Consider the following 18,174-nt stretch of genomic DNA (forward strand, 5'->3'; position numbering starts at 1 on the left):
CTCCCCCTGGGATCTCCGGGGGGGTTTTGCTATCATTCCCCTTCTGTTTTTTCGGCGCACCCGCCGTTGTTCTGTTTTCCAAGGATTCCGCCATGCAACCTGTTAGCGGCCCCGGTGCGCCTCCGGGCGATCGTGCCTCAGTCAATTCTGCACGCCCGGCTTCTGCTGCTGGCGATCAGCCACTTTCTCCTGCCCAGCGCACCACGCTGGAGAGACTGATCGTTAAAATCACCGCCTTAAGCACCCTGAAAGCCCCGGAATTATGGGCCGGTATCCGCCATGAAGCTGGCGTGAAAAATGACGCCGAGCTGCAATCACGCCACTTCCCGCTGGCAGAACAGTATCTGCAAACGCGTCTTGGCCAGGTGCAGAACAGCCATGCAACACGCCAACTGTTACAGCAGTTAATGACGCTACTGCCGCAGGGCAATAATCGCCAGGCGGTGAGTGATTTTATCCGTCAGCAGTTCGGGCAGACCGTGTTAAGCGCCTTAAGCCAGGATCAGCTGCGTCAGGTGCTGACCATGTTGCAGAACGGCCAGATGGCGATCCCACAGCCACAACAAAATCGTGTCAGCGATCGCACCTTGCTTCCGGTAGAGCATCAGACTTTACAGCAGCAGGTGGTAAAACTGGCGGCGGCTACCGGGGAATCCACCGCGTCAATCTGGCACACCACCCTGAAGCTGGTGAGCCTGAAAAGTGGTGATCCGATCCCCTCGCGACTGTTTCCAGCGATCAGCCACTATTTGCAGGCCCGTCAGACATTGAGCCAGCAGCCAGCTCCCACGCTGCACCACCTTGAAGGTGCGCTGCGCCAGCCGCTGACCCCGCCAGAGCAACGCATGTTGGAGGCCCATATCCAACAGCAGTTCCAGGCCACGCCGCAGACCGTATTGACCACCGCCCAGCAGCAAGATGTGCTTAACCTGCTGTTCAGTCGCCGTGCCGATAAACACGCTGACGTAACAGGCGAGCACTCTGCTGCCCTCCCCCAGCCCATTTGGGCCCCCTTTGTGTCGATGTTGCCCAACAGCTTGCGCAGCGGAAAGCCAGGGCTCTCCTTTGCACTGGTGGTAAGTGTGGTCGTGATTGTGCTCTTGCTTTGGCTACTGTTCTGAAAAATTAATAGCCACACTCTGGAGCCGTGGTCATGTCCGGCCAGGCTCCCACTTCACTGCCCACCGTCAAAAACGGTGGCGATGCCACGCAGCAGGGATGGATTTTAGGATTTGCTGCACTGACACCCGACGAGATTATCGCCGGGTGTAGCAAGCTGGTTACGCTGTTTTCGGGCTACGGGCAAAACGCCAGGTGACAAACATACCGAATGCCGCACAGGCAGCGCCTGCAACATACACCGAGCCATAACCCAGCGCGGTTGCCAGAATGCCGGTCAGTGGGCCACTGGCACCGTAGGCAATATCCTGAAACGCTGAGAAGCCGCCCAGCGCAGTCCCGCGCACCTGAGGCGAAACGCGTTTAATCACTTCAACCCCCAGCGCCGGGAAGACCAGTGAGCATCCAAAGCCGGTGAGAGAAGCCCCTACCAGCGCGACCCATCCCTGATTTGCCAGCGCCAGCACCACTAAGCCGACGATTTCAACCAACATCGAAACCAGCGCCACTTTGGTGCCGCCGAGCCTGTCAGGCAGGCCACCAAACAGAATGCGCACCAGCACAAAACTCAGGCCAAAGGCAGTTAAGGTGAAGCCCGCGTTGCCCCATTTTTCAGCCGCAAAGTAGAGTGACGTAAAGGTGCCGATCACAGCAAATCCGACCCCTTGCAGCGCCAGCGCCATCCCCGGTTGCAGGATAATTTTCACCACGCTAAACAGTGACGGGCGTTCGCCCCCGACAACAGGCGTTGCCCGCACCCAGCTATTTAGCGCCATTGCCAGCAACGGTAACAGGACAGATATCGCCCCCAACAGCCCAAGCCCCCCTTGCTGATAGATGACCAAACCCAGCGGTGCACCTGCCGCCAGCGATCCGTAAATCGCCATGCCGTTCCATGACATCACCAACCCGGATCGCTTCGGCCCCATCAGCCCCATGCCCCACGTCAGGTTGCCGGTTAACAGCAGGCTTTCACCAAAGCCCAGCAGCAAGCGTCCTATTGCCATCAAGCCAAATTTCGCCATCACTGGCAGCGGTAACAGTGCCGCCGCTACGTAGGCAACACCCACGAATGCAATCGCCACCATGCCCTGCTGCACCGTGAGTTTTGCGCCATGTTGGTCTGCACGTCGTCCAGCAAAACCACGGGTAAGCAGCGTGGCGAGGAACTGAATACCGACCCCCACGCCCACCATGACATTGTTGAGCCCTAGCTCCTGATGGACATACAGCGGAATCACGGGCAGGGCCAGGCCCGCCGTCAGGTAGGTGAGAAAAACTGCCAGTGAAGTGCAAGCCACTGGTAGCGTCGATTGAGGCTGTGGCTCAGCGATAGTTGAAGTCATTACGCACATTACTCCTTGTTTTCACCAGCAAACTACCAACACAAAATCGCCCGTGAGCGAGAAGCCGGGTACGAGCAGTGTTAATGCGGGATTTGTTAAGTTTTTGTTGGAGATCTGATTTTGACAAGCCGGGAGACGTAAGTCAAAGCATTTGAAACATTAATTTCAAGTTATATTATTTCAGCACATACATTCCAAAATAATTTGAGATACACCATGCGCCCCCAGCCTGATTCAGGGCAAAAAAATACCCGCCGGCATCGCTGCTGGCGGGTATCTGACTGAGGCTAATCCGGATTAAGCTTTCAGCTTACGCATGGTCAGAGTGGCGTTGGTGCCACCGAAACCAAAGCTGTTAGACATCACGGTAGTCAGTGCTTTTTCAGTCGGTTTGGTCACGATGTTCAGGCCAACCGCTTTCTCGTCTGGCGTGTCGATGTTGATGCTTGGCGCGATAAAGCCATGCTCCAGCATCAGCAGTGAATAGATCGCTTCCTGTACGCCTGCGGCACCCAGTGAGTGGCCGGTCATCGCTTTGGTCGCCGAAATATATGGGGTGTTATCACCAAAGACTTCGCGAATTGCACCCAGCTCTTTCACATCGCCTACTGGCGTTGAAGTGCCGTGGGTGTTCAGGTAATCGATTGGGGTATCAACGCCCTGCATTGCCATCTTCATGCAACGTACCGCGCCTTCGCCTGATGGAGCAACCATGTCTGCGCCATCTGAAGTTGCACCGTAGCCAACGATTTCAGCATAAATGTGTGCGCCACGTGCCAGAGCGTGCTCCAGCTCTTCAACCACAACCATACCGCCGCCGCCAGCGATAACAAAACCATCACGGTCTGCATCATAGGTACGGGACGCCAGTTCTGGCGTTTCGTTGTATTTGGTTGAGAGTGCGCCCATGGCGTCAAACTCGCAGGACATTTCCCAAGTCAGCTCTTCGCCGCCGCCCGCAAACACAATATCTTGTTTGCCTAACTGGATCTGTTCAACCGCGTTACCGATGCAGTGTGCGGAGGTTGCGCAGGCAGAACTGATAGAGTAGTTAACACCGTGGATTTTGAACGGTGTAGCCAGGCAGGCAGAAACGCCAGAGGCCATGGCTTTGGTCACGACATAAGGACCAACCGCTTTCAGGCCACGCGGGCTGCGCATTGCATCAGCGCCGAACACCTGATAACGGGGTGAACCGCCACCTGAACCGGCGATCAGACCCACGCGTGGGTTGTTCTGATACATCTCTTCGGTCAGGCCAGAATCTTTAACCGCCTCTTCCATGGAAAGATACGCGTAGATTGAAGCATCGTTCATGAAACGCACAATTTTGCGATCAATAAGGCCGGTGGTGTCCAGCTTAACGTTGCCCCACACGTGACTACGCATGCCGGCATCTTTCATCTCTTGCGAGAAGGTGATACCTGAACGACCTTCACGAAGGGATGCCAGTACTTCCTGTTGATTATTACCAATACTGGAAACGATCCCCAGGCCTGTAATCACTGCACGTTTCATCAAATATTCCTCTTCCACTTCTTTTGGACTGACGAGCACTCTAGCTTACACTTGTTCGCTGAACAAGTCCGATCAGCCATTACTTTTTGTAAATTTGCTTCCCACCCCCCTGCCCGTTAGAATCGCGCATTGCCTGAAAAATGAGCCTTTATTGTGAAGTTATCCCCGGTTGAACACGCCCAATTAAGCTGGAACGAACAGGGTACACCTGTTTCCCGAGCCTTCGACGACGTCTATTTCTCTAACGACAATGGGCTGGAAGAGACGCGCTATGTCTTTCTCGGCGGAAATCAGTTACCGCAACGTTTTGCCCTGCATCCGCGCGATCTGTTGATTGTTGCGGAAACCGGTTTTGGTACTGGGCTCAACTTCCTCACGCTGTGGCAGGCCTTTGATCACTTTTGCCAGCAACAACCAGAAGCGACATTACAGCGACTGCACTTTATCAGCTTCGAGAAATACCCACTGACCGCCGCAGATCTCGCCGCAGCGCATGCACGTTGGCCGGAACTACAGCCCTGGGCGGAGCAGCTACAACACGTCTGGCCAGCCGCGCTACCGGGTTGCCAGCGTTTGCTGCTCGCAGGCGGGCGCATCACGCTCGACCTGTGGTTAGGGGATATTAACGCGCTGATAGATACTTTTGATGACAGTTTGCATCATCAGGTGGATGCCTGGTTCCTCGATGGTTTTGCACCGTCCAAAAACCCGGATATGTGGACGCCAGAACTGTTTCACACCATGGCGCGTCTGGCTCGCCCCGAGGGCACATTCGCAACCTTTACTGCCGCAGGTTTTGTCCGGCGCGGCCTGCAGGAAGCCGGTTTCACCGTTAATCGCGTCAAGGGCTTTGGTCAGAAGCGTGAAATGCTAAGCGGCACACGCCCCGCGCACGCCCCTACTCCCGCTACGGCCCCCTGGTATGCGCGCCCTGCGGCTAAAAGCCGTGAAGTCGCGATTGTCGGCGGCGGAATTTCCAGTGCGCTGCTGGCGCTGGCGTTGTTACGCCGCCAGTGGAAGGTCACGCTCTACTGCGCGGATGCCGCGCCTGCGCAAGGGGCTTCTGGCAATCGTCAAGGTGCCCTCTATCCACTGTTGAATCAGCACGATCCAGCACTGGCCACCTTCTTCCCGGCCGCATTTACCTTCGCACGCCGGTTGTATGACGGCTTACCCGTGAACTTTGAACACAGTTGGCAGGGCGTCTTACAGTTGGCGTGGGATAGGCGAAGTGCCGAAAAAATTGGTCAGATGCTGGCCATGGCCCTGCCGGAAAGCGTCGCCCACGCCGTGGATACCTCTACCGCTGAAGCCCTGGCAGGGGTGCCTTTAGGTTGCGACGGCATTTTTTACCCGCTGGGGGGTTGGCTCGATCCGGCCGGTTTAACCACCGCCCTGCTGCAATACGCCGAAGCGCAGGGGCTTAGCGTGCACTGGCAGCATGAAGTGCAGCAGTTGACCGCCAGTGAGCAGGGCTGGACGCTGCACTTTAGTCATGGCCAGATTGCACAACAAAATGTGGTGTTGGCGAATGGACACCGTATCGATGAATTAAGCGAGGAAAAGGCGTTACCGATTTATGCCGTTGCCGGCCAGGTGAGCCATATCCCCTCCACGCCTGATTTGACGGCACTCAAAACCGTGCTCTGCTATGACGGCTATCTGGCTCCGCTCAGCCCACAACACGGCACACACTGCATCGGTGCCAGCTACCGCCGAGGCGAAACAGCCACTGATTTCAGCCCGGAAGAGCAGCAGCAAAATCCCCAACGTCTGATTAACTGCCTGCCCGATCAGGCATGGCCAAAAGCGCTCGATGTCAGCGAAAACAGTGCCCGGATCAGCGTCCGTTGCGCCTCGCGCGATCATCTCCCGATGGCCGGGAGCGCACCAGACTATAGCGGCACGCTCAGCCTGTATGCCGATTTGGCGCAACAGCGTCAGCAAGGACGGGAGGTGCCAACGGCACCGATTTACCCAGGGTTATATCTGCTGGGTGCGTTGGGATCGCGTGGCATTTGCAGCGCGCCGCTGGCCGCTGAAGTCTTAGCCGCTCAGCTCAGTGGTGAGCCACAGCCGCTGGATGCTCGCACGCTGGCAGCCTTGAATCCTAATCGCTACTGGGTAAGAAAATTACTGAAAGGTAAAAAGGTCAACTGACCGAAAAGCGTGCAAGCCATTGCACGCTAAGCCTCTGGCCCCGTGGAGGCGGGGCCAGTGAGCCATCAGGCGGACTGACGCGCCTGCTGGAAGAGACTTTCCCACATCCCAATCACCAGCGCCTGATCGCGCGGTGAAAGTTCACCCGCGGCAATCGCTTTTTGCAGACTATTGGTAACATGAAACTGTAATGCTTCGGCGCTATGATCGTTCGTCTGCTCAACTTCCGCGACAGAAACGGTCAGATGCCCACGCAGATAGCCTCCCGCAAACAACTCATCATCACTTGCGTGGTCAACCATATCGTCAATCAGCGCCAAAATGCGCGTTTCGAATTCAGCGATCATTTCAAATCCTCAGTTGTCATCATGCTTCCCACTTCACAGGTCTTCCGGCCAGGGAAACTGTGCCGCATGGAGCGGAGGGGTGCCGTAATAGTCCGTTAACGCCGCGATAAAACGCGCCGGGCGAGTGGGAATGCCATTTTCCAGATAAGTCATCACTTGCGTTTGCACTTTACGCTGGAAAGCGATGCGATCGGGCTCACAGTCTCCGTCGAGATTGTCACAACTTACATTGAAGGGAAAGCCTGCGGCAACGCAAAACATCCATTCCAACGCCTGAGGCTTAATTTCGGCGGCTTCAAACTGCTGCTGTGTACTGGCATCGCGCCCGTCCGGGCAGTACCAGTAACCAAAATCTACCAACTTACGCCGCGCTTCACCTGCGATGCACCAGTGCGAAATCTCATGCAACGCACTGGCATAAAAGCCATGTGCAAACACAATGCGATGCCAGGGAGAAGTGTCATCAGCGGGCAGATAGATCGGCTCATCATCGCCTTTAATCAGGCGGGTGTTGAAATCGTCGCTGAAGCATCCGTCAAACAGCGCAGTCAGCTGGTCGTAATGGTGCGTAGTGGTCATGGTCATTTCAGGCAAAAAAAGTGGGCGTCATTGTCGCATCAGACGCCCGCTGTGACGAGCAGGATTTTACAGGCCAGAGAACCAGGCGAGGATAGCGGTGCCGTGTCCATCCCACAGTAGCTTGGCACTCATCACCACCGAGACCACCACCACCATAGGGCGAATCAACTGCTGACCACGGCTCAGGACAAGGCGTGCGCCGAGTCTGGCCCCACAAAATGCGCCAATCAGCATAACTAATCCAGTGCCCCACACCAGTTTCCCACCCAAAATAAAGAACAGCAGGCTGCTGAAATTGGAGGTGAAATTCAGCACTTTCGCATGGGCGGTGGCTTTCGCCAGGTTGTAGCCACACAGTGTAACAAAGCCGAGCGCATAAAATGAACCCGCACCGGGGCCAAAGAAACCGTCATAAAAACCGACGCAGCCGCCGCCAATCAGAGCAAAGGGTAAGCCGTACAGACGGCGTTCGCGATCCTCTTCTCCCAGACGGGGCATCAGTAAAAACCACAGGCCAATACTGATAATGAACAGCGGCAAGATCTGACGCAGCACATCCGCCCGCAGGTGCTGAATGGTTAGCGTGCCGATGATTGCCCCAATAAAGGTCATCGCGATATTTAATCGCTGTTCACGCAGCTTGACCGCCCCACGGCGAACAAAATAGAGGCTGGCTGAGAAAGAGCCGCCAACGGACTGCAACTTATTGGTTGCCAGTGCCTGCGCCGGGGAGAGACCCGCCGCTAACAGCGCTGGCACCGTAAGCAATCCTCCACCGCCCGCAATTGAATCAATAAACGCGGCGGCCAGCGCCACAAAAAACAGCGCCACCACCACTAACGGGCTGACAACAAACCACTCCATGGAGATCCTTACAGTAAATGTTTATCCAGTAATGCCTGACAAGACGCGGGCAACGGCGGCGGGAGCGGTTTAGATCGCGGAATAGTGTCCGGCTGTTTTGGCAGGAACCAGCTTTGCAGTTCCGCCCCACAGCCATCGCCAGCGGGGGGTGCTGGCTGATCCTGGCATTCGCTGCTGCCCACCGGACAACGCAACCGGACGTGCATGTGCGCCCGGTGCGCAAACCACGGACGCACTTTGTTTAACCACGCCCGATCGCTACCCGCTTCACGGCACAGCTGCTGCTTAATGGCCGGATTGACGAAAATACGTGTGACGTCGCGATCTTCTGCGGCGAGCTTAATCAGGCTGAACACTTGGGGCTGCCAGTGACGTGCGACGATATTTTTGCCATCTGCCGCCACCAGATCCAGCGGCTGGGGCTTCAGTAACTGCTGTGCGCTCCAGCGCTGTTTCGGTAGCTGTAGCCAGATATCAACATCCAGCCCCGTTTGGTGGCTGGCGTGACCGCTGCTAAAACGCCCGCCTGCGGCCATTCCCATATCCCCAATCAACACATTGCCCAGTTGCTGCTGTGCGGCACGCTGACCGAGGCGTTGAATAAACGCCAGTAGCTCAGGGTGACCGAAATAGCGGCGCTGATCCGGGCGCATCACCTGATAATCCGGTGAGTTGAGCGGTAACGCTTGCGCGCCAACAATACAGCCATTGGCAAAACTGCCAATCGACTGCGGCTGTCCCGCAATCGGTTGATGGATCTGTTGCCACGGCGTTGCCGCCAGGGCTGCGCTGCTAGCCAGCAGCGCCATCAGGGAAAGGAGCAGACGTTTCATGGCGTTACCAGCGTGGCAGCGTTGTCTGAACATCACCGCACTGCCCGCGCTGGCGCAGCAGGTGATCCATTAACACGATCGCCATCATCGCTTCGGCGATGGGCACAGCACGAATGCCGACGCAAGGATCGTGACGACCTTTGGTGATCATCTCCACTTCTTCACCTTCACGCGTCAGGGTATTGCCCGGAACCGTGATACTGGACGTCGGTTTCATCGCCAGGTTAGCGCTGATGGTCTGGCCGCTGCTGATGCCACCCAAAATGCCGCCTGCATGATTGCTCTGGAAACCGTTCGCGCGAATTTCATCACGATGCTGGCTGCCACGCTGACTGACCACGGCAAAACCGTCACCGATTTCCACGCCTTTTACCGCATTGATGCTCATCAGCGCATGGGCCAAATCAGCATCGAGGCGATCAAACACCGGCTCACCCAGTCCTGGTGGCACATTTTCGGCCATCACAGTGACTTTCGCGCCAATGGAGTCGCCCTCTTTCTTCAGGCCGCGCATCAGTTCGTCCAATGCTTCCAGCTTGCTGGCATCCGGGCAGAAGAACGGGTTCTCCTCCACGATGCTCCAGTCTTTCAACTCACAGGCCACATCACCAATCTGTGCCAGATAGCCGCGCACGACAATGCCGTGTTTCATTTGCAGGTACTTTTTCGCAATGGCACCGGCCGCAACGCGCATCGCGGTTTCGCGGGCAGATGAACGGCCACCGCCACGGTAATCACGCAGGCCATATTTCTGTTCGTAGGTGTAATCGGCGTGGCCTGGACGGAACAGATCTTTAATCGCGCCGTAGTCCTGAGAACGCTGATCGGTATTTTCGATCAGCAGGCCGATGCTGGTGCCGGTGGTGACGCCTTCAAACACGCCAGAGAGGATTTTCACCTGATCCGGCTCGCGGCGTTGGGTGGTGTAGCGCGAAGTGCCAGGACGGCGACGGTCCAGATCGTGCTGGATATCCGCTTCAGTCAATGGAATGCCTGGCGGCACGCCATCCACAATACAGCCCAGGGCTATGCCGTGGGATTCGCCAAAGGTAGTTACTCGAAAAAGTTGCCCGATGCTGTTTCCGGCCATGGTGGTTCCTTGTTCGGTGAAGCGGGCGAGCCAGCGCCCGTCAGTCAGTCTTTATATACAGAGAAATGGTGTTGCGCAGCGACGATCTGATCGCGCGTCAGCATAAATACGCCGTCGCCGCCGTTATCGAACTCCAGCCAGGTGAAAGGCACATCGGGATATTGATCCATCATATGCACCATGCTGTTACCGACTTCACAAATCAGCACGCCTTCTGCCGTCAGATAGTCCGGGGCGCAGGCAAGAATACGACGCACCAGCTTCAGGCCATCACTGCCCGCCGCCAGGCCAAGCTCTGGCTCGTGACGATACTCGTTCGGCAGATCGTCCATATCCTCTTCATCCACATAAGGTGGATTGGTGACGATCAGGTCATATTGTACCGCTGGCAGTTGGCGGAACAGATCGGCACGCTGAGGGGTAACATGATGGATTAAACCATGTTCTTCAATGTTTTGCTCGGCCACGGCCAGTGCATCGGTGGAGATATCCACAGCATCAACTTGCGCTTCCGGGAAGGCATAGGCACAGGCGATGGCGATACAGCCGCTGCCGGTACACATATCCAGAATGTGCTCTGGCGCGTGCGGAATCAGACCGGCAAAGCGGTTCTCAATCAGTTCGCCAATCGGTGAACGCGGTACCAGTACACGCTCATCCACATAAAACTCGTGGCCACAGAACCAGGCTTTGTTGGTCAGATAGGCGACCGGAACACGCTCGTTCACACGACGAATCACACGTTCAACAATACGCTGGCGCTCACTAGAGGTCAGACGGGCGTGACGCATATCTTCCGGAATGTCGAGCGGCAACCACAGGCTTGGCAGCACCAGTTGCACGGCTTCATCCCATGGATTGTCGGTGCCGTGACCGTACCAGATCCCGGCAGCTGAGAAGCGACTGACTGCCCAACGCAGCATGTCCTGAATGGTGTGCAGCTCGCTCACTGCCTCATCGACGAAAATTTTGTCCACGTAGCCCTCCGCAGGCCCTTTTGCTAATCACTTAAATCGGCCGATAGTTTGCCACGAAGTTGGCGATAATTCAGCGTGGCGGTGTGAAAAAGCTGACTTTGCCCTGCGGATAACGGTAAGGTAACGCCCTCTTTCTCTTCGCAGCCATAAGTTAGCCCGAAATGAGCAAAAAACAACCACTGAGCCAGGACGATAAATCGCTGTTTCGCCAACTGATGAGTGGCACTCGGGAGATTAAGCAGGATACGATTGTCCATAAACCTGGGGTAAAAACCCGCGAAGTGCCATTAAAGCGCCTACTTTCTGAGCAAGCGGATAACAGCCACTATTTTTCTGATGAGTTTCAGCCACGGCTAGCCACTGAAGGGCCAATGCGTTATGTCCGTGCCGATGTCAGCCACTATGAGCTCAAAAAACTCCGTCGCGGTGACTTTTCACCCGAAATTTTTCTCGATCTGCACGGCCTGACGCAGCTACAGGCAAAGCAGGAATTAGGGGCGCTCATTGCCGCTTGCCGCCGCGAACACCTGTTCTGCGCCAGCGTGATGACCGGACATGGCAAACATATTTTGAAGCAGCAGACACCGCTCTGGCTGGCGCAGCACCCGTGGGTGATGGCGTTTCATCAGGCCCCCAAAGAGTTTGGTGGTGATGCTGCGCTGCTGGTGTTAGTGGAAGTGGAAGAGTGGCAACCGCCTGAGTTGCCATAACGCAGCATTACATCGCTTTCGCCAGCTTGGCCGGGCTCACCTGCCACTGCAATTTGCCTTCTCCGCTGATCGCATCGAAGTTGATGCAGGCAATCGCTGAGGTCGCAAACATCGGCGGTGTCTCCTGCGGGCAAAGCTCGGAAACCAGATAGCCCACCAAAGGCAGGTGAGAGATCACCAGTACCGATTTAACGCCTTCTCCGGCTAATGCCTGCAGGTAGCAGCCCACCAGTCCAGGATCGCCGCCGGGCGTCAATTCCGCCAGCACTTCCTGCCGTTCAGGCAGATCCAGTGCTTCGCGCACGGTTTGCAGCGTCTGCTGCGCGCGCAAATAGGGGCTGACAAGCACCCGTTCAATATCGGGTGACTGGCTGTTAAGCCAGGCAGCCATCTGGCGTGATTCATCACATCCGCATAGGGTCAGGGGCCGAACTGAATCGCTTGCTGCTTCCAGGGCCGCATCACCGTGACGCATGATAAAAACTTGCATAAAGCACCGCTGTTGTTGATCGAATTGTCAGAAACTGAGGTTACTGACAGGTCATTCCGGGAATGAACGCTGTGTTTTACCCCAATGCCCGAAGTAGAGTCAACCGGTTGTTTATTAAATAGGCATGAGCCTGAGCTGGCTCATCGCTTTCATCACCGCCACTCACCGCTAACACACTGAATCAGTAAGGCCATTTCTGTTTATGAAGAAATGTAAAATTTTTTCTTCGTCGTAGCAGCGCTTAATAACCCTTCACAGGGGGTAAACCGCTCGCCATATTCCTCAGAGAAATAACGCAGTTTTGCTATCACGTCATCAATACCCCGTTGGTCAAGATAACGGAACGGGCCGCCAAGAAAAGCGGGGAATCCGATGCCAAACACAGCGGCAATATCACCGTCACGCGGGCTGGCAATTACCCCTTCATCCAGACAACGTACAGCTTCGTTTAACATCATCATAGTGCAGCGTTGTGCAATCTGCTGGGCTGTTTGTTGTTGTGTCACGCGAACGCCCAGTAGCGTATAGATGCTCGGATCAGGTTTCTTCTGCTGGAAAGGCCAGCGTGAAGCCCCGTACGAGTAGAAGCCTTTGCCATTTTTGCGCCCTTTACGCCCGTCGTTGATCACCTTTTCCAACGCTGCGGGAGCCGCAAAACGCTCGCCCCACGCCTGCTGTAAAATCGGAGAAATTTTACTGCCGACGTCAATGCCCACCTCATCCAGCAACTGAATCGGTCCCACCGGGAAACCGAACTTCACCAGGGCGCGATCGATATGTTCAATCGGCTCACCTTCTAACAAACAGCGCAGTGCTTCATTGATGTAGGGCGTCAGAATGCGGTTGACGTAAAACCCGGCTTTATCTGCCACCACCACCGGGGTTTTGCCCTGAAGCCGCGCCAGCGCCAGCGTCGTCGCCACTGTTTTTGCCGATGTGCCAGCATGGGGAATGACTTCAACCAGCGGCATTTTTTCCACCGGGCTGAAGTAGTGCAGACCAATGATATTTTCTGGTCTGGGCGCGCCCGAGGCGATCGCCTCGATCGGCAGCGAAGACGTATTGGAGGCAAATACCGTATGCACCTGGCAGTGCTGCTCCACCTCCCGCACCATCTGTTGTTTCAGTGCCAGATCTTCAAACACGGCTTCAATAACCAAATCGGTATGTCTGAAGCCCTGATAATCGGTGCTGCCGGAAAGGCGAGCCATCTGCTGCTGACGTTGCGCGGGACGGATCTGACGCCGCCGAACCTGCCGCGAGAGCAGATCCCAACTGTAGCGCAGCGCGTGGTTAATCCCGTTTACGCTCACGTCTTTGATACGTACCGGTAAGGCCGCTTTTAGCGCCGTCACACTGGCAATGCCGCCCCCCATGGTCCCGCCGCCCAACACGCCAATATGTTCCAGCGGCCCCACCTCCTCCGCGCCCTGCTCTTTTTTCAGCGCGGTAGTGGCAAAGAAAATCCCGCGCAGTGCCTGGGATTCGCGACTCATTGCCAGTTCACCAAAAGCACGGGCTTCGTCAGCATGGCCTTTCACACTGCCGTGTTCAATGCCGCTGGCAACCACCGCCAGAATGCGCTCTGTGGCGGGGTAGTTACCCTGGGTTTTTTGCCCGGTTTGTCGCCGTGCCAGTGCGAAGAACCCGTGACGAATGCCCGGCAGAGTAAAGAGGCGCTCACGCCACCCCAGCTGTCGCGAGGCGGGTTTGCCCTGTAGCACCCGTTGCACCGCCGTTTCGAGCAGAATCGACTGCGGCACCGCATCATCCACCAGCCCTAATTTGCGCGCCTGTTTGGCGCGTAAGGTTTTTCCGGTCAGGATCAACGGCAATGCCTGCGGTAAGCCAATCAACGCTGGCAGGCGCTGCGTTCCGCCCGAACCCGGCAGCAAGCCGAGCTGGACTTCTGGCAGTCCCAGCCGGGTTTTATCATCCAGCGAACAGATACGGGCATCGCAGGCCAGCGCTAACTCCAGCCCGCCACCAAGGCAGGCACCATGAATGGCGGCGACCACGGGAAAAGGCAACGCAGCCAATGCCGCCATCACTTCTTGTCCCTGACGCGCCAGGGTTTCCGCTTCCTCTGCACTCTGGCAGCGTTCGATCATGCCGATATCGGCACCGGCAATAAAGTTATCGGCTTTACCAGAGACAATCACTAAGCCCGCCAGTTGCGGGTCCTGACGCGCCTCGGCCACCACTGCTTTTAGTTCAGCGGCAAACTCCGCACGCAGGGTATTCATTTTCTCGCCAGGCACATTAATGGTAATAATGCCCACGTGATCGAGCCGCATCTGTAGCTGAAACGCGCCTGTCATCTCCATTACGCCACCTCCAGAACCATAGCTGCACCCAAACCGCCCGCCGCACAGGCCGTAACCAGCCCTAGCCCGCCACCGCGTCTTCTGAGTTCGTGTAGCGTTTGGGTGATCATTCGTGCCCCCGTTGCCGCAAAAGGATGCCCGTAGGCAATGGATCCGCCGAGGACGTTAAACATCTCTTCATTGACTTCGCCCAACGCGTGCGGACGATGTAGCACTTCACGCGCGAAACGCTCATCACGAAACATGTTCAAATTGGCGAGGGTTTGCGCAGCAAAGGCTTCATGCATATCAATCAGGGTTAAGTCAGCCAGGGTAATTCCGGCGCGATCCAGCGCACGAGGGGAAGCATAGGCCGGGCCGAGTAGCATATCCTGCCAGACATCAATGGCACTGAAGGCGTAACTGCGCAGATAACCGAGTGGTGTAATGCCCAGTTCTCGCGCCCGTCCTTCCGTCATCAGAATCACTGCGGCGGCACCATCGGTTAGCGGCGTGCTGTTGGCAGCAGTGACGCTGCCGTGCTTACGGTCAAACGCCGGGCGCAAACGTGCATAATCCGCAGCCTGCGCATCAAAACGCACGTTGTTATCCCTTTCAACCGCCTGCTTCCAGGGAGGAATAAAAGCCGGCATCACTTCCTGCAGCAACACACCAGACTGCCACGCCTGCGCCGCACGCTGATGCGAACGCAGGGCCAGACTGTCCTGCTGCTGACGTGTAATGCCATGGCTTTTCGCCATCTGTTCGGCGGTATCCCCCATACGCAGCCCGGTGCTGTACTCCGCTACCGCAGGGGGAACCGGCAGGAGATCTTTGGGTCGCAGCCGCTTGAGGACCTGCCACTTTTTGCCAAGGCTGCGCGCTTTAGTCAGATCCACCAGCGCGCGCGCCAGCGGTTTGCTCACGCCAATCGGCAAGACGGAACAGGAGTCTGCGCCCCCAGCAATCCCGGCGCGAATAGTCCCGGCCAGCAGACTTTCCGCCACGTTGGCCACCGCCTGAAAACTGGTGGCACAGGCGCGACTGACGCTGTAAGCATCGGTGTGCACACTTAAACCGCTGCTGAGGACGATTTCACGCGCAATATTGGGTGCCTCTGGCATCTGGACCACCTGGCCAAACACCAACTGTTCAATGACCTCAACCGGTAGCTCACTGCGCGCCATTAGCTCGCTAACCACCATCCTCCCCAGCTCCAGCGCGGGAATACCGTGGAACTCAGTGGCCTGGCGTAAAAAAGGGGTGCGTAGGCCATGAGTGATAGCAATACGTTCACCCTGCGCGGTACGGAGAGGCTGCGCTGTTGTCATCGTGTCACCTGCATTGCGGAATTAAGGCATCATTGCCAAAGAGGTCAGACCTGATTCAGTGTTAACCACAAGCAGCCTCACTGCCAATGGCGCGTGAAAAAAAGTGCGAGAAATACCACGCTTTTCATTTAATTAAGATCGTCTGCGCGGCCGCACTATTGATTGATCAAAATGATCGGGAAAATCGCGTTTTGCAGCCTGGATCAAATTTTTAGCGTTTAACCGGGGGCGTTTTATTGATCGCGGCAGAAATATTTAAACAACATCATTGCAACATTGACACAGGTCGGACCTATACTTCGCTAACTGGTCTGATATGTAGGTGAATCAGTGATCCCTACAATCCGCCCTCCTTGTTGCGCCGTCTAATAATAATTTATGTGAGGTTGTGGTTATGGCCCCAAAAAACGTTTTTATCAAATCAGCCGTGGCAGCTGCTGTAGCGTTAATGTCTTCTCAAGTGCTGGCAGCCGGTTTCCAGCTCAATGAATTTTCCGCCGCAGGCTTAGGCCGCGCCTATTCTGGTGAAGGCGCAATCGGCGATACCGCCGCCTCAGCCAGCCGCAACCCCGCGACCATGGCCTTAATGGATCGCCCTGAATTTTCTATCGGTGCCGTATTTATCGATCCCGATGTGAATATCAGCGGCACCAGTCCTACGGGTCGTAGCTTAGATGCTAAGAATATCGCCCCGACCCAATGGGTGCCGAATATTCACTATGTGCAGCCGATTAACGATCAATGGTGGGTAGGCGCATCAATCACCTCTAATTATGGTCTGGCGACAGAATATAATAACGGTTATACAGCAGGGCCTTATGGCGGTACGACCGATCTCATGACCGGTAACTTTAATATCAGCACGGCCTATCGTCTGAATGAACACTTTAGCTTCGGCCTCGGCGTTGATGCGGTATATGCCAAAGCGAAAATTGAACGCTATGCGGGCGAATCGCTCTCTTCTCTCGGCGTCCCTGCCAATACACAGATTGCCCATCTGAATGGTAATGCCTGGGGCTATGGCTGGAATGCCGGTGTGCTGTACGAGGTGGATAAAAATAACCGCTTCGGCCTGAGCTACCGTTCAAAAGTTAAAATCGACTTTGACGGCAACTACCGTAGCGACCTCCCGAGCTATATCAACCCAATCAATCAGGCTGCGGGCCTCGGTTTACCTTATGCAACCGGCGGTTCGACCATGCCAGGTTCACTTACCCTGAATCTGCCAGAGATGTGGGAAATTTCCGGCTGGCATAAAGTGGCGCCGAAGTGGGCAGTCCACTACAGCATGGCCTACACCAGCTGGAGCCAGTTCCAGGAGCTGAAAGCCACCAACAATGGTCAGACGCTGTTCTACAAGGATGAAGGCTTCCATGATGCCTACCGCATCGCCCTGGGTACTACCTACTTCTATGATGCAAACTGGACATTCCGTACCGGTATCGCCTTTGATGACAGCCCAGTCCCGGCAGATAAACGCTCCATTTCCATTCCTGACCAGGATCGCGTCTGGTTAAGCGCTGGTACCTCTTATGCGTTTAATGAAGATGCCTCGATTGATGTCGGTATCTCCTACATGCATGGCCAGCACGTCACGGTGAAAGAAGGGGCTTATACCTTTAACTCCGTGGGTAAAGCGTGGCTGTACGGTGCCAGCTTCAACTACAAATTCTAAGCACAAAAAAAGGCGACATCTCTGTCGCCTTTTCTCTTTCCATCGTCGCTTACTGCGAATCGATATCTTTTAAATCATCCTGAATCGCACTGGCGTTTGGATTCACTTCCGGCTTCAACTGCCCGCCATTGGCGAGGAAGTCATTGTGCTGGAAGTAAGCATTACGCACAAAGGCATACGGATCTTGCTGCTGACGCAGGATCGCATCCGAATCCAGCAGCTGCGCACGGGTTTCCACCCCTTCCAACGTCCACTTACCGACCGACATCCAGATAGTCAACCAGCTCAACACTGGATAAACATTATCGACGTAGTCACCGCCGTCCTGACGCAGGGTAAAGCTGCCATAGCCCGGTAGCTGCACATAAGGGCCGTAACCCACATCATAGTGCCCAAGCGTGCTACCGAAATGGCGTGCTTCAGTACGTGCCAACTGTGGATTCGCTTTACCGGCTACATCAATAAAGCCACCCAGACCTAGCGTGGTATTGAGGAAGAAGCGGGTAAAGTGAATCATCGCCTGGCGCGGTTCCCCGACCAGGAAAGCATTCACCATGTCAGCAGGCTCATCCAGGTTACCGAGGAAATTGCTCAGTCCTGAACGTGCCGGTACGGGCACATAATCGCGCCATGCAACCGCAACGGGACGCACCACATACGGGTCCATCACGTTGTAGTTGAAGTTAAACATCGCGCGGTTAAAGCCTTCAAGCGGATCGCTACGCTGCTGCGAAGCTTCGCTATCTGAAGGTTTTGAACCGGCACATCCCACCAGAAGTACACTGGCCACAACCAAACTGGTCAGGCGGAAAACCATTCTCATCTCCCT

The 18,174-nt window shown here is 55.7% G+C and carries 17 protein-coding genes; 5 read left to right on the plus strand and 12 right to left on the minus strand.

Annotation, left to right across the window (positions count from 1 at the left end; all coding sequences use genetic code 11):
• Nucleotides 1-92 precede the first annotated feature (92 nt).
• Nucleotides 93-1,121 carry a flagella biosynthesis regulator Flk gene (flk, locus tag F3J40_RS04435; RefSeq protein ID WP_167012732.1) on the plus strand — a complete coding sequence of 343 codons (1,029 nt, stop codon included), beginning with the start codon at nucleotides 93-95 and terminating at the stop codon, nucleotides 1,119-1,121.
• A 32-nt stretch (nucleotides 1,122-1,153) separates the two neighbouring features.
• A complete protein-coding gene (locus tag F3J40_RS04440; RefSeq protein ID WP_167011773.1) occupies nucleotides 1,154-1,318 on the plus strand; it encodes a hypothetical protein in 165 nt (54 codons plus the stop codon).
• Here F3J40_RS04440 and F3J40_RS04445 read toward each other — a convergent pair.
• Both F3J40_RS04445 and fabB read right to left on the minus strand, forming a co-directional pair.
• Complete coding sequence (locus F3J40_RS04445) at nucleotides 1,281-2,465, minus strand: MFS transporter (RefSeq protein ID WP_167012733.1); 1,185 nt, start codon at nucleotides 2,463-2,465, stop codon at nucleotides 1,281-1,283. The two genes, F3J40_RS04440 and F3J40_RS04445, sit on opposite strands and share 38 nt — an antisense overlap.
• A gap of 297 nt (nucleotides 2,466-2,762) precedes the next feature.
• The gene (gene fabB / locus F3J40_RS04450; RefSeq protein ID WP_167012734.1) at nucleotides 2,763-3,983 is read right to left on the minus strand and encodes a beta-ketoacyl-ACP synthase I; all 1,221 of its coding nucleotides are present in this window, start codon (nucleotides 3,981-3,983) and stop codon (nucleotides 2,763-2,765) included.
• A 153-nt stretch (nucleotides 3,984-4,136) separates the two neighbouring features.
• Here fabB and mnmC point away from each other — a divergent pair, with 153 nt between their 5' ends.
• Nucleotides 4,137-6,143, plus strand: a complete 2,007-nt coding sequence (gene mnmC / locus F3J40_RS04455; RefSeq protein WP_167012735.1) for a bifunctional tRNA (5-methylaminomethyl-2-thiouridine)(34)-methyltransferase MnmC2/FAD-dependent 5-carboxymethylaminomethyl-2-thiouridine(34) oxidoreductase MnmC1 — start codon at nucleotides 4,137-4,139, stop codon at nucleotides 6,141-6,143.
• A gap of 65 nt (nucleotides 6,144-6,208) precedes the next feature.
• On the opposite strand, the gene F3J40_RS04460 is transcribed toward mnmC, so the two are convergent.
• The 6 genes from F3J40_RS04460 to prmB all read right to left on the minus strand — a co-directional run bounded on the left by F3J40_RS04460 (nucleotide 6,209) and on the right by prmB (nucleotide 10,833).
• Entirely contained in the window at nucleotides 6,209-6,490 is a 282-nt protein-coding gene (locus F3J40_RS04460; RefSeq protein ID WP_017345395.1) for a YfcL family protein, read from the minus strand.
• Nucleotides 6,491-6,523: 33 nt separating this feature from the next.
• A complete protein-coding gene (locus tag F3J40_RS04465) occupies nucleotides 6,524-7,069 on the minus strand; it encodes an elongation factor P hydroxylase (RefSeq protein ID WP_017345394.1) in 546 nt (181 codons plus the stop codon).
• A 66-nt stretch (nucleotides 7,070-7,135) separates the two neighbouring features.
• Entirely contained in the window at nucleotides 7,136-7,933 is a 798-nt protein-coding gene (locus tag F3J40_RS04470) for a TSUP family transporter (RefSeq protein ID WP_167012736.1), read from the minus strand.
• A gap of 8 nt (nucleotides 7,934-7,941) precedes the next feature.
• The gene (mepA, locus tag F3J40_RS04475) at nucleotides 7,942-8,766 is read right to left on the minus strand and encodes a penicillin-insensitive murein endopeptidase (protein ID WP_167012737.1); all 825 of its coding nucleotides are present in this window, start codon (nucleotides 8,764-8,766) and stop codon (nucleotides 7,942-7,944) included.
• A gap of 4 nt (nucleotides 8,767-8,770) precedes the next feature.
• On the minus strand, nucleotides 8,771-9,856 hold the full coding sequence (gene aroC, locus F3J40_RS04480; protein WP_167012738.1) for a chorismate synthase: 1,086 nt from the start codon (nucleotides 9,854-9,856) through the stop codon (nucleotides 8,771-8,773).
• A 44-nt stretch (nucleotides 9,857-9,900) separates the two neighbouring features.
• Complete coding sequence (gene prmB, locus F3J40_RS04485; protein ID WP_017345390.1) at nucleotides 9,901-10,833, minus strand: 50S ribosomal protein L3 N(5)-glutamine methyltransferase; 933 nt, start codon at nucleotides 10,831-10,833, stop codon at nucleotides 9,901-9,903.
• A 161-nt stretch (nucleotides 10,834-10,994) separates the two neighbouring features.
• Here prmB and smrB point away from each other — a divergent pair, with 161 nt between their 5' ends.
• Nucleotides 10,995-11,543: an endonuclease SmrB gene (gene smrB / locus F3J40_RS04490; RefSeq protein ID WP_017345389.1), complete on the plus strand. Its 549-nt coding sequence runs from the start codon at nucleotides 10,995-10,997 to the stop codon at nucleotides 11,541-11,543.
• Between the two features lie 7 nt (nucleotides 11,544-11,550).
• Here the strand turns inward: smrB and sixA are convergent, their stop codons facing one another.
• The 3 genes from sixA to fadI all read right to left on the minus strand — a co-directional run bounded on the left by sixA (nucleotide 11,551) and on the right by fadI (nucleotide 15,670).
• Nucleotides 11,551-12,033, minus strand: coding sequence for a phosphohistidine phosphatase SixA (gene sixA / locus F3J40_RS04495; RefSeq protein ID WP_017345388.1), 483 nt, complete (start codon nucleotides 12,031-12,033; stop codon nucleotides 11,551-11,553).
• Between the two features lie 200 nt (nucleotides 12,034-12,233).
• Nucleotides 12,234-14,360 carry a fatty acid oxidation complex subunit alpha FadJ gene (fadJ, locus tag F3J40_RS04500; protein WP_167012739.1) on the minus strand — a complete coding sequence of 709 codons (2,127 nt, stop codon included), beginning with the start codon at nucleotides 14,358-14,360 and terminating at the stop codon, nucleotides 12,234-12,236.
• Complete coding sequence (gene fadI / locus F3J40_RS04505) at nucleotides 14,360-15,670, minus strand: acetyl-CoA C-acyltransferase FadI (RefSeq protein ID WP_167012740.1); 1,311 nt, start codon at nucleotides 15,668-15,670, stop codon at nucleotides 14,360-14,362. The genes fadJ and fadI overlap by 1 nt, the downstream gene beginning before the upstream one ends.
• Nucleotides 15,671-16,064: 394 nt before the next feature.
• Here fadI and fadL point away from each other — a divergent pair, with 394 nt between their 5' ends.
• Entirely contained in the window at nucleotides 16,065-17,345 is a 1,281-nt protein-coding gene (fadL, locus tag F3J40_RS04510) for a long-chain fatty acid transporter FadL (protein ID WP_167012741.1), read from the plus strand.
• Between the two features lie 49 nt (nucleotides 17,346-17,394).
• Here the strand turns inward: fadL and mlaA are convergent, their stop codons facing one another.
• Entirely contained in the window at nucleotides 17,395-18,162 is a 768-nt protein-coding gene (gene mlaA, locus F3J40_RS04515) for a phospholipid-binding lipoprotein MlaA (protein ID WP_167012742.1), read from the minus strand.
• Between the last annotated feature and the right edge of the window lie 12 nt (nucleotides 18,163-18,174).

The organism is Candidatus Pantoea multigeneris (assembly GCF_011752615.1).
In the GTDB taxonomy this organism is placed as follows: domain Bacteria; phylum Pseudomonadota; class Gammaproteobacteria; order Enterobacterales; family Enterobacteriaceae; genus Pantoea; species Pantoea multigeneris.

Excerpts from the sequence above, each read along its gene's own strand:
- F3J40_RS04460 (WP_017345395.1), bottom strand. The coding sequence starts at position 6,490 with ATGATCGCTGAATTCGAAACGCGCATTTTGGCGCTGATTGACGATATG.
- sixA (WP_017345388.1), bottom strand. The coding sequence starts at position 12,033 with ATGCAAGTTTTTATCATGCGTCACGGTGATGCGGCCCTGGAAGCAGCA.
- flk (WP_167012732.1), top strand. The coding sequence starts at position 93 with ATGCAACCTGTTAGCGGCCCCGGTGCGCCTCCGGGCGATCGTGCCTCA.
- F3J40_RS04470 (WP_167012736.1), bottom strand. The coding sequence starts at position 7,933 with ATGGAGTGGTTTGTTGTCAGCCCGTTAGTGGTGGTGGCGCTGTTTTTT.
- smrB (WP_017345389.1), top strand. The coding sequence starts at position 10,995 with ATGAGCAAAAAACAACCACTGAGCCAGGACGATAAATCGCTGTTTCGC.
- mlaA (WP_167012742.1), bottom strand. The coding sequence starts at position 18,162 with ATGGTTTTCCGCCTGACCAGTTTGGTTGTGGCCAGTGTACTTCTGGTG.
- F3J40_RS04440 (WP_167011773.1), top strand. The coding sequence starts at position 1,154 with ATGTCCGGCCAGGCTCCCACTTCACTGCCCACCGTCAAAAACGGTGGC.
- F3J40_RS04445 (WP_167012733.1), bottom strand. The coding sequence starts at position 2,465 with ATGACTTCAACTATCGCTGAGCCACAGCCTCAATCGACGCTACCAGTG.
- fadL (WP_167012741.1), top strand. The coding sequence starts at position 16,065 with ATGGCCCCAAAAAACGTTTTTATCAAATCAGCCGTGGCAGCTGCTGTA.
- aroC (WP_167012738.1), bottom strand. The coding sequence starts at position 9,856 with ATGGCCGGAAACAGCATCGGGCAACTTTTTCGAGTAACTACCTTTGGC.
- fabB (WP_167012734.1), bottom strand. The coding sequence starts at position 3,983 with ATGAAACGTGCAGTGATTACAGGCCTGGGGATCGTTTCCAGTATTGGT.
- F3J40_RS04465 (WP_017345394.1), bottom strand. The coding sequence starts at position 7,069 with ATGACCACTACGCACCATTACGACCAGCTGACTGCGCTGTTTGACGGA.
- mepA (WP_167012737.1), bottom strand. The coding sequence starts at position 8,766 with ATGAAACGTCTGCTCCTTTCCCTGATGGCGCTGCTGGCTAGCAGCGCA.
- fadI (WP_167012740.1), bottom strand. The coding sequence starts at position 15,670 with ATGACAACAGCGCAGCCTCTCCGTACCGCGCAGGGTGAACGTATTGCT.
- fadJ (WP_167012739.1), bottom strand. The coding sequence starts at position 14,360 with ATGGAGATGACAGGCGCGTTTCAGCTACAGATGCGGCTCGATCACGTG.